The sequence below is a fragment of the Corallococcus sp. AB049A genome, from assembly GCF_003668885.1.
GTDB lineage: Bacteria > Myxococcota > Myxococcia > Myxococcales > Myxococcaceae > Corallococcus > Corallococcus interemptor.
Genome location: NZ_RAWL01000032.1, coordinates 1 through 13,212 on the forward strand (window position 1 = coordinate 1; position 13,212 = coordinate 13,212).

Genomic DNA, 13,212 nt, shown 5'->3' on the forward strand with positions numbered 1-13,212 from the left:
TCCCTTCTCGCTGCGCTTTTCAGCGCTGCTCTTGAAGGTGAAGATGCCCTCAAAAAATTGACTGCGGTTTCCGCAATCCATTACTGCTTGGGCTTGCTATTTGGTTTTCAAAGACCGAGCCGCTTGTTGCGACTTTGTTGCTTGCCGGTTTCTCTTCAACCGGCGGGGTTGCAGCTTCTATTTCAGTTCGCAGTCAGCGTCAACTTCGCTTTTGCGTCCTGCGGGCTGCGGGCTGCTTCGAAGTTCCTCGGCGCCGTCCAGTGACTTCCGCCGATTTTTCGAAGGAGAGCGGCTTCTACTTCAGCGCCGCGTTCCCTGTCAACCGCTTGCTGTCAGCTTCCTTCACCGCTTTGCGTCCGTCGTGTTGCCTGTCAGACGCTTGCTTCTTCGGTGGGGCGCGGCTTCTATCTCTTCGCCGCGTTCGCTGTCAACCCGCTCGTTGACTGCCCTATTTCGTTGTCGGTGCTGCTCTCCCTCCGAAGTGCCTTCCGCGCCAGTGCGCGGGCTTCGAAGCGAGGGGCGCGGCTTCTACCTCTTCGCCGCGTTCGGGATCAACAGGATTCGTCGACCCTTTTCTTCCCCCCCGCTGACTTTCCGAGGCCCGGAGGCCGACGGTTCGTCGCGGGGGGTCCAGTCTCTAACGCTTCGGGCCGACGACGTCAAACACTTGGTTGACCCGGGCCTGATCATTTGTGTCCCAAAGAAGAGGGGCCTGGCTGCCTGGCGCTCCTCTCCCAGGCCCGGACGCGACAAGGCCCCCGACCCGGTGACAGGTCGGAGGCCCTTTCTCCCTACGGATGCCGTCCTACTTCACGTCACGGCGTCGCGGGGTCGAACGTGGAGATGCTGTAGCCCATGCGCTCGTGGCCGAACTTGTTCCAGTCCGGGTTCTTGCCGTTGACGACCTGGCCGTCCGTGTAGGTCGGCGCGCCGGAGCCGGAGCCGGAACCGGAGAAGATGTTCACGCTGATAGTGGAGCCCGTGTACGTCGGGTGCGTGTTGTCCGACTGGATGTAGTCGTAGCTGGTGCTGCTGTTGGCCAGGTGGCCGTTCGCGTCGCGCAGCGTGCCACGCAGGGTGACGCTGATGCGCTGGACGTAGGCGTCCTCGGTCTCGCCGGCGCGGTACGCGATGGCCGCGGAGTCAATCTGGCCGTCGCCGTTGCGGTCGTAGTCGGAGGCCATCATTTCCGCGAAGGCGTCCGCGCACTTGAAGCCGTACTTCGCCGCCAGGTTGCAGGCGCGCCAGTTGCTGCGCGCCAGCAGCGGCAGGAAGTACTGCTGCTTGTTCACCTTCTGCCCCGTCGCCGAGTCCGTGCAGGCCGTCAGCACGTTGTCCGCGTCATAGCCGGGGTAATAGATGTTCGAGATGACCTTCACCTTCGCGGTGGTCGCGTACTGGTTGATGGTCTGCATCGCCCGCTCCATGTACGTGGTGCAGGCCGCCAGCGCGTTCTGCAGGCCGCTGTAGTTGCACGTCCCCGTCTGGTCGGTGAACGCGCTGCGGGCCTGCAGGTAGTCGTTGCCGCACATCTCGAACATCACGACGCGCGTGCGGGAGTCCTGCATGTAGGAGCGCTCGGAGACGATCTTGTTGTTGTAGATGTCGTCCGCCTTCGCACCGGACTTCGTGCGGCGGATGACCTCCACGTTCGTGCCCCACTTCTTCGCCGCGTACTCGCCCTCCACCACCGGGGCCGCACGGCGCGCGACGCTGCCGATGCCGCCGTTGTAGCCGGCGAAGATGGAGTCGCCGTAGGCCACCACGCGGTACGTCTGCGACGCCGAGCGGTTGATGGTCCACGACGTGTTCTGGTTGATGGTGCTGGCCATCGCGGTGCCACTGAGGGTGGTGGCGGCGAGGACGGCGGCGAGGGACAGCCCGCTGCGACGAACGGACATACCGGCTCCTGAAGAGGTAGGGGATTCCCGCCCCGGGGATGGGGAGAGGCCGCGCACGGTACACGGCTTTGATTCAGGAATCACTCCTCAGACCCGAATTCACATCGCAATATGTATTCCATGTTGAACATGAATTCCGCCACGGTGCGTCAGATAGAAGCCGGTGCGCGCCCCTTGCTGACGCAGCGCTTCCGGTTGACGCGTTGTTTCACGGATACATTGCGCCCATGAATTTCTCCGGGAGTGCCCGAGCCCTGGGGCAGTGGCTGCTGCTGGGCGCCATCGTGGGGGGCGTGTGCGGCGTGGCGTCCGCGGTGTTCCTGGCGCTCCTGGAAGCGGCCACGGAGTTCCGGCTGGCGCATGAGTGGCTGGTGTACGCGCTCCCGGTGGCGGGGCTCGTCGTGGGCGCGGTGTATGGCCGGTGGGGTGCGTCCATCCGGAGCGGCAACAATCTGGTGCTGGACACGGTGCACGCGGGCGACGCGGTGATTCCCCTGCGCATGGCGCCCATGGTGCTGCTGGGCACGGTGCTCACGCACCTGTTTGGCGGGAGCGCGGGGCGCGAGGGCACCGCGGTGCAGATGGGCGCGAGCCTGGCGGACCAGATTGCCTGGCGCTTCCGGGTGTCGCCGGACACGCGGCGCGAGCTGCTGGCGGCGGGCATCGCGGGTGGCTTCGGTTCGGTGTTCGGCACTCCGCTGGCGGGCACGGTGTTCGGGCTGGAGGTCGTGTGCGTGGGCCGGCTGGGCTACGAGGCGCTCCTGCCCGCGCTCACCGCGGCTGTCGTGGGGGACCTGGTGACTCGCGGGCTGGGTATCCATCACACCCTGTACCCGGTGCCTCAAGCGCTGGCGCTGACGCTGCCCGTGCTGGGCAGGTGGCTGGTGTTCGCGGTGGGGATCGCGGGCGTGGCGGTGGCGTTCATCGAGGGCACCCATGGGCTGAAGCGCGTCCTGGAGCGCCGGGTGCCGTGGCTGCCCGTGCGCATGGCCCTGGGCGGACTGGGCGTGGTGGGGCTCTGGCAGCTCGCGGGCACCAGCGACTACCTGGGCCTGGGCGTGCCCGGCATCGTGCGCGCGTTCGAGGACGCGTCCCTGCCCTGGGGCGCCTTCGCGTGGAAGCTCGTGTTCACCGTGGTGACGCTGGGGGCGGGGTTCATGGGCGGTGAGGTGACGCCGCTGTTCTTCATCGGGGCGACGCTGGGCAATGTGCTCGCGCGGCTGTTGGGACTGCCGGTGGACCTGGGCGCGGCGGTGGGCATGGCGGCGCTGTTCGCGGCGGCGGCCAATACGCCGCTCGCGCTGTCGTTGATGGCGGTGGAGCTGGTGGGGGCCTCCGTGCTGCCTCACGTGGCCATCGTCGCCTCGGTGGCGTACCTGCTCACCGGGCACCGGGGCATCTATCCGTCGCAGCGCATTGCCCGGAGGAAGCTGGGCGGGCCGCTGTTGGACCGCATCGTCGCGCTGCGCGACCTGCATGAGGCGCCCCGGAAGGAACCCGAGGCGCCTCGCTGAGCGGGCGCTACTTGCAGGTGAAGGACCAGCGGCAGGTGCCGGAGGCGCACTCCCTATCACTGGAGCAGGCCGCGCCCCGGCTTCGCTTGTTGATGCACTTGCCGGAGTTGAGCCCCCAGCCGCAGAACTGGTTCGCTCCGCAGTGCGAGTCGCTGTCGCAGAGGCAGCTGCCCGTGGGGTTCACGTAGCAGTCCGCGCTGCAGCGGTCGGTGGTGCACTCGCGGTCCGACTTGCACGTCTGGCCGTAGGCCTTGGAGCGCGGCGTGTAGCACCAGCCCACCGCGTTGAAGCAGCCTCCGCAGGCTCCAGAGAGACACTGGCCGTCGCGGCTGCAGGACGTTCCGTCCGTCTTGCGGTCCACGCAGTCGTTGTCGCCGGGGTTGGCCGGGATGTCGTTCTGGCAGTAGCGGGAGGAGCCGCAGTCACCGTCGTCATTGCAGACGCAGCGTCCGTCGAAGGTCGCGCAGAGCACGGAGGTGCACTGCTCGCTCTGGCACTCGTCGTCGAATCGGCAGCCCTGGCCCAGCGTCTTGGAGTCCGGCGCGTAGGCCTTGCCACAGACGGTGGGGTACGCCTTCTCACGCTCCTCCGGCGGCACCCACGGCGCGATGCCCGCCGTGTCGATGTCCAACGCGGGATCCGCCATGCTGCCGTTGCGCGCGGTGCTCGCGGTGCGCTCCCACATGCGGATGAACAGCTCCGCCGAGCGGTCCAGCGGCGTGGTGTCCGCGCCCAGGTTACGCACGTCCTGGAGCAGGTCCGGCAGGAGGCCTACGTGGGCCAAGCCCTGTTCGTCGAACGGCGTGCCCAGCCGGCCCGGTGCCTCCAGCTCCTGCTGGTGGGCCTGCGCGTCCGCCTCCGCCTGGAAGCCCGCGGAGCATGCGCCGTTGGGACCGAAGCGGGGCCGCGTCTGCTGGATGAAGCCGTTGAAGTCCGCGCCGAAGGCCATGGGGACCTTGAGGCCCTGACGGCCGAATTCGTAGGCCTGGGCGAAGGAGCGGCTGGAGCCCTGGCAGTCGTTGGCGATGTTCGCGGGCGTGTACGTGCGCGTCTCGTCGTGCGCGGTGCGCAGGCCGAACATGCCTCCCGTGCGGCGCAGCATCTGCACCACCCAGGCGGGGGTGGTCTTCTCGTTCTGGGCGAGCTTGCCGTTCATCACCTCGCGGAAGTGGCCGTGGCTGATGAAGAGCGGGTAGTAGCGGTTCGCCTGGGAGACGGCGTACGCGTCCCGCACGCCCTTCTCCGACAGGTGCGCCAGGTCGATGAGCATGCCCTTGTCCATCATGGCCTGGAGGAGCTGCTGGCCGTCCGCGGTGAGGCCCTTCACGTTGCGGCACTGGGCGTCCACGTCGAAGCCCAACGTGAAGCCGGCTGCGGTGGCTCCGCAGTCGGTGTCGATGTGGCAGTTCTCCAGGAACTGCGCGGCCTGGAAAATGACGTTGTGCAGGGCCGCTCCGCCGAAGCGGTTGTCCAGCTGGTGCACGGGCTGGAGCGTGCGCACGCCCAGCGCGTGGAAGCGGTTGAGCTCCGCTCTCCAGTCCTTCGCGCCGAAGAGCTTGCTGGTCTCGATGGAGAGGACCATGGCGAGCCTGCCCTGCGAGATGATCCGCCTTGCGTCCGCGGGCGACAGGGCGATCTCCACCCAGTCATTGGCCGCGTCGAAGGCGTGGGCCATCTGGAGCTGGAGCTCCACGTCCGTCATCTCGTCGCAGGCGCGCTTGCGGTTCTGCGGAGGCAGCGCTTCGCAGAGGAAGCCGTTGCTCACGGCGGAGACCACCACCAGCGACATGCCTCCTTCGTGCGCCTGCTTGAGCCAGCCGCCCCAGGACTGCTGGTGGGCGATGGTGTCCCAGCGGGGCCACTCCGTGCCGGGCTGGCGGCGGCCCATGTGCAGGCCGGTGTCCCCTTCGGTTCCTTCAATCTTGCCGATGAACTCCGAGCCCACCGCTCCCGCGACTCCGAAGAGCTGGGACAGGATGGGGGCTCCGCTCAGGTCCACTCCGCCCGAGTTGGGGCAGAGGTTGAGCAGGCCGCTCAGGTCCATGCGGACGCGGGCGTGGTCGCTCTCGGGCCAGCCTCCGTCACAGGTGTCGAGCGAGCCGTTGACGCCGCCGTGGAACCAGCCGCCTCCGAAGGCCTCCTCGGCGAACATGTGGTGGTGGAGCTCCGCGAAGCCCGGCACGTCCACGCCCTGCTTCTGGGTGGTGGGCTGTGGGTCCTCGGTGGGGGCACAGGAGAGAGCGGCCGCCAGCGTCAGGGCCAGGGGGCTCCAGCGGAACCATGGGAGGGGATGGGACACGAACGCTCCAGGATGAGGGGAGCGTTCACATGCTTCAGCCCGGACACCGCGTGCAAGACGCGGTGTCCCAGAGTGTGTTCAGGGCACGGTCGCGGTGGGGACGAGCCCCTCCTTGGGCCAGAACTCCACGTGCCCGGTGTCCAGCAAGAGATTGCGGAGACGAGCGCGTCGAGGTTGGGCGAGCCGGTGCTCTGGCCGTCCGGGATGGTGAGGCCCGCATTCACGGCGCCGCAGGACTCGTGGCCCATGATGACGATGAGGCGCACACCCAGGTTGGCGACGCCGTACTCGATATGCTGGCGATGACGAGGGCTCCAGCTCGTTGCCTGCCTCGCGCACGAGGAAGAGCTCGCCGAGGCCCTGGTCGAAGACGAGTTCTGGGGGCACTCGCGAATCGCCGCAGGTGACGACGATGGCGTGCGGGTGCTGCTCGTTGGCGAGTGCGCTGCGCACAGCGATGGTCTGCGCGGGGTGGCGCGCCACGCACTTGGTGAAGCGTAGGTTGCCCTGCTCCAGCCGGTGGAGGGTGACCGGCGGCGCTTCGGGACTTCACGGCGGGGTGGGACGGATGCGGGTCCCCGGCGAGCGCGGGCATGGTGATGCCCAGCAGTGCGACTGCCGCAGCGGTGCGAAGAAGAGGAGTCATGCGGGGCCGACCTGGGGTGGGGTGTACGCCGCGAGACGTGGGCCCGGGTGCCCCTCCGGGGCAACAAGCTCCGGCAATAAACTCACACCTTCCAGGTAAAGTCGTAAATCGAATATGAGTTGCTAAGGACCCACCCACAGCTGCCATCGGCTGCCTGCTTGGTCGCTCCTTTCCCGGCGTACTGGCGCGGATTTGCCAAGTGGCAAGATGGCGAGAACAGGCTTGTTTACCGTGCGGTAAACGCCTCCCTCGTACCTTGGGACCACCCATAGAGCTGCCCCACCTACGAGCCAGGGAAGGACCGGGGTTTAGACGGTAGAGGCACCCGAAGGACCAGGGGGACAACTCCGAGCGATATCTACTCACTTGAAGAGGGTCTACCCTGGCTCCTTAGCTGTTAGATCAATAGGTTGAAGCCCGGGGCACCCCTGGTTATCTACTCACGTATCTACTCATGGCCCCTGCCCCTGATTCTGCACAGCTCCTTGAGGTCATCCGGCGGATTCAGCCCGTTTCGGCGGAGGCGCTAAAGGAGCATTTCAAGGTTTCCCAGCAAACCATGTCTCGCTGGCTCAAGGCGCTGGGAGCCGACGTCTGCCGGATGGGGCGAACCCGGGGAGCGAAGTACCACCGGACCCGAGTCATCCCATCGCTGGGCAGCCAAGTCCCCGTTCACCGAGTCGACGAAGCAGGCAACTGGCATCCAGAAGGGACCCTTCACTTCCTATCGCCTCAGGGAGCATGGTTGGAGCGCCGAATGGGCCCCGGTCAGCATTTCGAGGGCCGCCCCCATTTCGCGGAGGAGATGAGACCCCAGGGCTACATGGGTAAGGGGTTCCTCCAGCGGCATCAGGACCTGGCACTTCCTTCCCGCCCCGAGCTATGGACCGACGATCAGGTCTTCCTCGCGGTCTGCGCGCGTGGTGATGACTGTACGGGGAACCTCATCCTTGGCGAAGAGTCACTGAACCGCTTCCTCAACTCCGTTCCCCAACCAATCAACCGGGATGACTATCCCCAGCGAGCAGTTGATCAACTCGCAGCAGGTGCGGGTTCGTCGGCAGGAGGCGAGCAGCCAAAGTTCGCCGGCTACTCGCAGGGCCGGCACGTTCTCGTGAAGTTCGCGGATGCGAGCAGTGGCACCGCCGGCCAACGCTGGTGTGACCTGTTGGTATGCGAGTACCTCGCATTGGAAGCGGTTCGCGCTGCCGGTCTTGATGCCGCCGAAGCTGAATGGTTCACCCTGGGAGCCCAGCGTTTTCTGGAGGTCAACCGCTTCGACCGGGTCGGCCCTCGTGGCCGACGTCCCCTGCTATCGCTTGGCGCCATCGACCATGAGCACATCGGCGATGGCGGAAAATGGATCCCGGTGTCCCAACGGCTTCTCGCCGAGGGGCTCATCACACAAGAGGATGATCGAAGGATCCGATGGCTGGATACTTTCGGTCAGCTCATCGGAAACACTGACCGGCACAACGGAAACATCTCCTTTTTCATGGACGCCCCGAAGCGTTTCAGACTGGCTCCCATCTACGACATGCTGCCCATGGTGTTTGCCCCCGCGGGTGGGACGCACCTTGTCCCTCGACCATTCGAGCCCGCGCCTCCGACGTCCCACACCGTGGATGTCTGGGCCGATGCCTCCCGCCATGCGCTGGCGTACTGGGACACGCTCATTGCCTCCCAGGACCTCAGCGAGGAGTTCCGTCAGCGCTGCGTGACCTGCCGGGCACAACTCGAGGAACTCATCGCCCGAGTGCCGGTTCAGGGCACGGTCTGAGCCGTCAGCTCTCTTCGCCTCAGCTCCGGGGTGGCCACCTGGAACTCCGTGGGCAGCATCCTCAGGATGCGTTCGCGGCGGTAACGGGCGTTGGTCAGACGCTGCTCCAGGGCGGCCTTCTCGGCTCGGGCCGCCTTGTCGGGGGTGGCGGTTCGCTGGGTCAGCGCGGCCAACCTTCGCGAGACCTCTTCGATTTCACGGTCGATGAGCACGGGTTGGATGTTTCGCTTCGCCTTCGCCTTGCGGCCCTGGGCGTTGTTCTCAATCCAGACCGGCAGGATTGAAACGTCCCCCAGCGACACCGGGACTCCGGGCTCCGCCCGGGTCAGTCCGACTCTCAGGAGCAGGCTGTCTCTTTTGTCTCCGTCCTTCCCCAGTTGCCCCTTCACGTGCCGGTAGAAGCGGGCCTGGTTCGCCACCAGGTTGCCCAGGGAGTACGCGATGAAACCCCGGCGCCCGGACTTCGTCGTGTAGGCCTCCAGGGGCTGCAGCACGTGCGGATGGTGGCCGATGACCGCGAAGGCTCCTGCTTCCAGGATGGACTGCCCCAAGGCCCGGTCCAGGGGATGCGGCGTGTCCGTGTACTCGCGCCCCCAGTGGCCCAGCACGAAGAGCGCGTCACACTTCGCCGCCGCGGACCGCACGCGCTCCAGGGCCTCCTCCGGCTTCAATCCCCTTCTCGAGGCGTGCTCCGGATAGGGCACCAGCGCCACGTGCGGCGCGTCCGCTTCCTTCGGGTTGCTGAAGCCGTTCAGGCTCCTGCTGAAGGAGAGGAAGCCCAGCTTGAGGCCTCGCACCTCCAGGAACACGGGCTCCCAGGCGGCGTCCTTCGTGGCTCCTGTTCCCGTGTGGCGCAGCCCCGCCGCGTCCAGGTGTTTCAGCGTCTCCACCAGGCCTTCCACGTGTTGGTCTCTTGCGTGGTTGTTGCCCGTGGAGACCACCTTCACTCCGGCGTTCACCAGGGCCTGCGCCATCGCGGGGGGCGCGTTGAAGACCAGCTCCTTCGTGAAGGCCTGGGTGTTGGCCGTCACGGGCGTCTCCAGGTTCACCACGCCCACGTCCGCCGTGCGCAACACGTCCGACAATGGCCCGAAGACGTGGTCCCAGCCTTCGTGGTTGCCCGTGCGCGCGTGGGCCTTCGCCGCCGACTTCACCTCGCCGTGCGGAATCACGTCTCCGCCGAAGACGAGCTCCACTCGCGCGGGCGCGGCCATCCCCCACACCGGGATGAACAACAGCAAGGCCCCCCACCCTCGCATCAGTCCTGCTCCCGCACTCCGATGAAGACTTCCCGGTTCCAGGGGTCCCTGCGCGTCGTCGCGGGACAGCCGGCCTCGCGCATCCACTCCAGCCAGTCGTCACGCCGGAAGAGGCCGAAGCGGTGGCGCTCCTGCGACATGCTCACCGTTCCGTCCGCTTCGCGCAGCAGATAGGCGAACGCGGTCTCGAACGTCTCGTCGTCCGGATCCGGATCCCAGGTCCACATGAGATAACGCATGCCCCGGCCGTCCGGAGAGTCGTGGCCTCCGGACTCGGTGAGGGGCTCGAAGGTCTCCCGCACGCAGTCCGGCAGCAGCACCACCCGGCCTCCCGGACGGCAGTGCGCCGCCGCCGTGTGGACCGTGGCTCGCGCGTCCTCGCGCTCCACCGCGTACATGATGGCGTCGTGCACCATCACCCGGTCGAACGTGCGCCCCAGCCGCAGCGAGCGCATGTCGCCGACCCGGTGTTCGCACTCCGGGTTCACCTTGCGGCTCACCGCCACCATCTCCGCCGAGCGGTCCGTCAGCGTCAGCGTGAAGTGCTTCTTCAGGTGGAAGGCCAGGCTCCCTCCGCCCGACCCCAGCTCCAGCATCGTGCGCGCCGGGCCGTCCTCCGGGTGCAGCATGGGGAGCAGGTCCTCCGCCTCCTCGCCGTACTCCTCCGGTGGCGAGAACAGCGGCCACCAGGAGGCGAGGTCGGTGTAGAGGTGCGGCTCCTCCACGGGAGGCGGAATCACGGTGCGCAACAACGCCATGGATGGCTTCCTCGGAGACGGGTCACCGTTCTACCGCCCGGACAACCCGTGCGTCCATGAGGCCTAGCGGACCTGGATGGCGTCCGCGACCACGTAGGTCCCCGCCGTCACCCAGCGGCTCAGCTGGACCTTGTTCCACCCCGCCGGGAAGCTCCACGTGCCCAGCGTGTTCCACCGCGCGCCGTTGATGGTCTGGTTCACCTTCACGTTCGCCAGCTGCGTGCCGGACGCGTTCGTGACGATGAAGGGCGCCGCCGTGGAGCGGTCCGTCGCCGCCGTCCACCAGGCGTCCACCGTCTTCGTTCCCGCCGCGGACAGGTAGAACCAGAACGTCGCGGGCTCCGACACCGCCGCTCCCGGGGACACCAGGTAGCTGGTGCCGTAGTAGCCCGCCACGTTCGTGGAGGACGCCCAGCTGGTGCCCGTGAGCTGGATGTAGCCCTTCGTCTGGTCGTTGTTCGCGTTGTTGCTGTCGATGACCAGCCCCGTCGATGAACCGCCGCCGGACGTCCACAGGTACGTCACGTCCACCCAGTCGTTGTTCGACATGCCCAGGTCCGTCCAGAACGTCCCGTCCGCGAGGTCGATGCCCGCGGGGTTCGCCGGCCGGCGGCCGAACTGGTCCAAGCCGCCGTTGAAGTTGTCCTGGTAGGCCGCCTGCGCCTCCGGCTTGCCCTGGGGCAGCGTCTTCCACATCTCGCGCACGCTGGACGGGTTCCAGTAGTCGTCCTTCGTGTTCCAGGGGCCCACGTCCCAGACGGACGCCGTCGTGCACTTCGCTGTCTTCGAATAGCAGACGCGCACCTGGTACTCGGAGCCTCCGTTCGACGCGAGGCCTCGCCGCGACGGGAGCGCCACGAAGCGGTCGTTGCTCTTGATGACGTGGCCGTTCGCCGTGGTGCCGCCCACCAGGCCTTCACGGGTGGCGTACACGCGGTAGGTCAGCGGCGCGAGCGTCTGGAGGGATTCCTCGGACGTGCCTTCGCTCCAGCCCTCCAGCGCGACCTCCTGGACCACCGGGCCGCGGCCTCGCTCGTCCGCGACGAGCGCCAGGCGCACCTGCACCTCCGTGCCCGCTCGGGGCAGGTGCACGGCTTCGTCTCCGGTGGCGGTGCGCCATTCACTCCAGGCGCCTCCGGGCATCCGCACTCGCACGTCCACTTCGACGGACTGCCCCATGCCCACGGTCGCCTGGACCCGGGGACGGAAGGTGTCCACGGGCTGGTCGAGCTTGCGGGCCGGGAACTCGAAGAGGCCGGTGAGCCGGCTCAGGCCTTCGGGGCGGCGCATCACGGCGTTGGGTTCGTAGAGCAGCCCGTCCCGCGTGCCCACGAGCTCCGACGTGCCCGTTCCGGCGGAGAGGTTCTCCGTCCAGCGCTGCGAACCGGGCTCCGCTTCCGCGACTCCCTCCGCGAAGACCGCGCCCAACATCACCGCCATCAGGGTGGACCGCCACGACGCGCGCATGCCTGGACTCCCGGGAAATGGATAAAAACGTTTAGACCGCTCAACGTTTAAATCCGTCTTTCCCGGTTCTCAAGAGCCAAGGCGTGAAACAGCGTTGGCTCAGTGCATCACGTCCCGTTGATGACGGAACGGAGCCACGGCGTGTACGTGGCCACGTTGGTGAACACGGAGAACGTGTTGCACTGGCTGGAGCCGAAGTCGCTCGTAATCCCATACAGCTTGCCGTTGTAGGCCAGCGGGCCTCCGTCATCCCGCGTGCAGACGTTCGCGGTGGTGCTTGGCGCCGTGCACAGCATCGCGCCGCTGACGAAGGTGCTTCCCACCAGGTCGCGGCAGGTGGCCGCGGAGGTGATGCTCAGGTTCACGCGCTTGAGCGCTTCGGAGGTGGGGGCCGTGGGCGTGCGGCCCCAGCCGCTCGCGACGTACGGCGCTCCCAGGGGCGCGGGCGCGTCCGGCAGCGTCAGCGGCTGTATGGCCTGGGACAGGTTGAAGGGCTGCGCGAGCTGGAGGAGCGCGACGTCGTGGGCCGACCCGTCGTAGGACGGGTGCAGCACCTTGCGCGACACCGCGCGGTACTGCTCGTCCACCTCCACCGTGCCCAGCCGCAGGTCTCCCGCGTAGACGCGCATGGACGCGGGCGTGACGCCCTGGACGCAGTGGGCGGCCGTCACCACCCAGCCGGCCCGGATGAGTGTGCCGCCGCAGGTGAACGCACCCGACACGTGGAGGCGCACCTGGTGGGGCAGTTCGTACCGGGCCGCGAGGCCCCCGCCGATGATCTCCTGGGTCTGGACGCCCAGACTGTCCGCCTCGTCCGGCGCCCCACCACAGGCGATGACTCCCAGGGACACCAACGCGGATGCGAAACGGAGTGTCGTCATGCGGTGAGACATGAATCATTCATGCCTCCCCGTCAATCGGGCAAATCAGGACTATCCTACTTCGTGCCGAAGAGGCGGTCTCCCGCGTCTCCCAGGCCCGGCAGGATGTAGCCGTGTGAGTCCAGCTTCTCGTCGATGGCGGCGGTGTAGACGCGCACGTCGGGGTGGTGCTCGCGCAGGTTCGTCAGGCCCTCCGGACATGCGAGCAGGCAGACGAAGCGCAAGGAGCCGGGGCGGCTTCGCTTCACCCTCTGGAGCGCCGCCACCGCGGAGTTGCCCGTCGCGAGCATCGGGTCGCAGACGATGACGTCGCGGTCCTCCAGGTTGGCGGGCACGCGGTAGTAGTACTCCACCGCGCTCAGGGACTCCGGGTCCCGGTAGAGGCCGATGTGGCCGACTCGCGCGGAGGGGACGAGCTGGAGCAGGCCGTCCAGGATGCCCTGCCCCGCTCTCAGGATGGGCACCAGCACCAGCTTCTTGCCGTCCAGCGCCCAGCCCGTGGTGCGCGCCATGGGCGTTTGGATCTCCTCCTCGCGCAGCTTCAGGTCCCGCAGCGCCTCGTACCCGAGCAGGAGGGAGATCTCCTCCAGCAGCGCCCGGAAGGCCGCCGTGCTCGTGTCCGTCCTGCGCATCACCGTCAGCTTGTGCTTCACCAGCGGGTGATCCACCACCGTGCAGTTCGGGAAGTCCATGCGTCCTCCTGTTTG

General features: G+C 67.3%; 11 protein-coding genes and 1 pseudogene. 3 read left to right on the forward strand and 9 right to left on the reverse strand.

All coding sequences use genetic code 11. The features are described from left to right. The coding region (locus tag D7X55_RS44535; RefSeq protein ID WP_233609620.1) for a hypothetical protein at positions 1-264 on the forward strand (264 nt) is incomplete at its 5' end. Between the two features lie 551 nt (positions 265-815). Here the strand turns inward: D7X55_RS44535 and D7X55_RS05655 are convergent. Next, positions 816-1,901, reverse strand: a complete 1,086-nt coding sequence (locus tag D7X55_RS05655; protein ID WP_120548741.1) for an SGNH/GDSL hydrolase family protein — start codon at positions 1,899-1,901, stop codon at positions 816-818. Between the two features lie 227 nt (positions 1,902-2,128). Between D7X55_RS05655 and D7X55_RS05660 the strand changes: the two genes are divergently transcribed. Next, positions 2,129-3,415 (forward strand): chloride channel protein, encoded by a 1,287-nt coding sequence (locus D7X55_RS05660; RefSeq protein ID WP_121722453.1) that lies wholly within the window; start codon positions 2,129-2,131, stop codon positions 3,413-3,415. A gap of 7 nt (positions 3,416-3,422) precedes the next feature. On the opposite strand, the gene D7X55_RS05665 is transcribed toward D7X55_RS05660, so the two are convergent. The 3 genes and pseudogenes from D7X55_RS05665 to D7X55_RS45725 form a co-directional block, all read right to left on the reverse strand. Further along, entirely contained in the window at positions 3,423-5,714 is a 2,292-nt protein-coding gene (locus tag D7X55_RS05665; protein WP_121722454.1) for a membrane dipeptidase, read from the reverse strand. Beyond that, a complete protein-coding gene (locus D7X55_RS45720; protein ID WP_368666500.1) occupies positions 5,669-6,109 on the reverse strand; it encodes a carbonic anhydrase in 441 nt (146 codons plus the stop codon). The genes D7X55_RS05665 and D7X55_RS45720 overlap by 46 nt, the downstream gene beginning before the upstream one ends. After that, positions 6,033-6,197 (reverse strand): annotated as a pseudogene (locus tag D7X55_RS45725) (carbonic anhydrase); the annotation flags it as partial. The gene D7X55_RS45720 and the pseudogene D7X55_RS45725, both read right to left, overlap by 77 nt. A gap of 617 nt (positions 6,198-6,814) precedes the next feature. On the opposite strand from D7X55_RS45725, the gene yjjJ reads away from it, so the two are divergent. Next, a complete protein-coding gene (yjjJ, locus tag D7X55_RS05675; RefSeq protein WP_120548744.1) occupies positions 6,815-8,140 on the forward strand; it encodes a type II toxin-antitoxin system HipA family toxin YjjJ in 1,326 nt (441 codons plus the stop codon). Here yjjJ and D7X55_RS05680 read toward each other — a convergent pair. The 5 genes from D7X55_RS05680 to upp all read right to left on the reverse strand — a co-directional run bounded on the left by D7X55_RS05680 (position 8,125) and on the right by upp (position 13,197). Further along, positions 8,125-9,399, reverse strand: coding sequence for a CapA family protein (locus D7X55_RS05680; protein WP_121722455.1), 1,275 nt, complete (start codon positions 9,397-9,399; stop codon positions 8,125-8,127). The genes yjjJ and D7X55_RS05680 overlap by 16 nt on opposite strands. Then, positions 9,399-10,157, reverse strand: a complete 759-nt coding sequence (locus D7X55_RS05685; RefSeq protein ID WP_120548746.1) for a class I SAM-dependent methyltransferase — start codon at positions 10,155-10,157, stop codon at positions 9,399-9,401. The genes D7X55_RS05680 and D7X55_RS05685 overlap by 1 nt, the downstream gene beginning before the upstream one ends. Positions 10,158-10,220: 63 nt before the next feature. Then, positions 10,221-11,624 (reverse strand): hypothetical protein, encoded by a 1,404-nt coding sequence (locus tag D7X55_RS05690; RefSeq protein ID WP_120548747.1) that lies wholly within the window; start codon positions 11,622-11,624, stop codon positions 10,221-10,223. Between the two features lie 107 nt (positions 11,625-11,731). Then, on the reverse strand, positions 11,732-12,505 hold the full coding sequence (locus D7X55_RS05695; protein ID WP_158626323.1) for a serine protease: 774 nt from the start codon (positions 12,503-12,505) through the stop codon (positions 11,732-11,734). Between the two features lie 56 nt (positions 12,506-12,561). Further along, a complete protein-coding gene (gene upp, locus D7X55_RS05700; RefSeq protein ID WP_120548749.1) occupies positions 12,562-13,197 on the reverse strand; it encodes a uracil phosphoribosyltransferase in 636 nt (211 codons plus the stop codon). Positions 13,198-13,212: the final 15 nt, after the last annotated feature.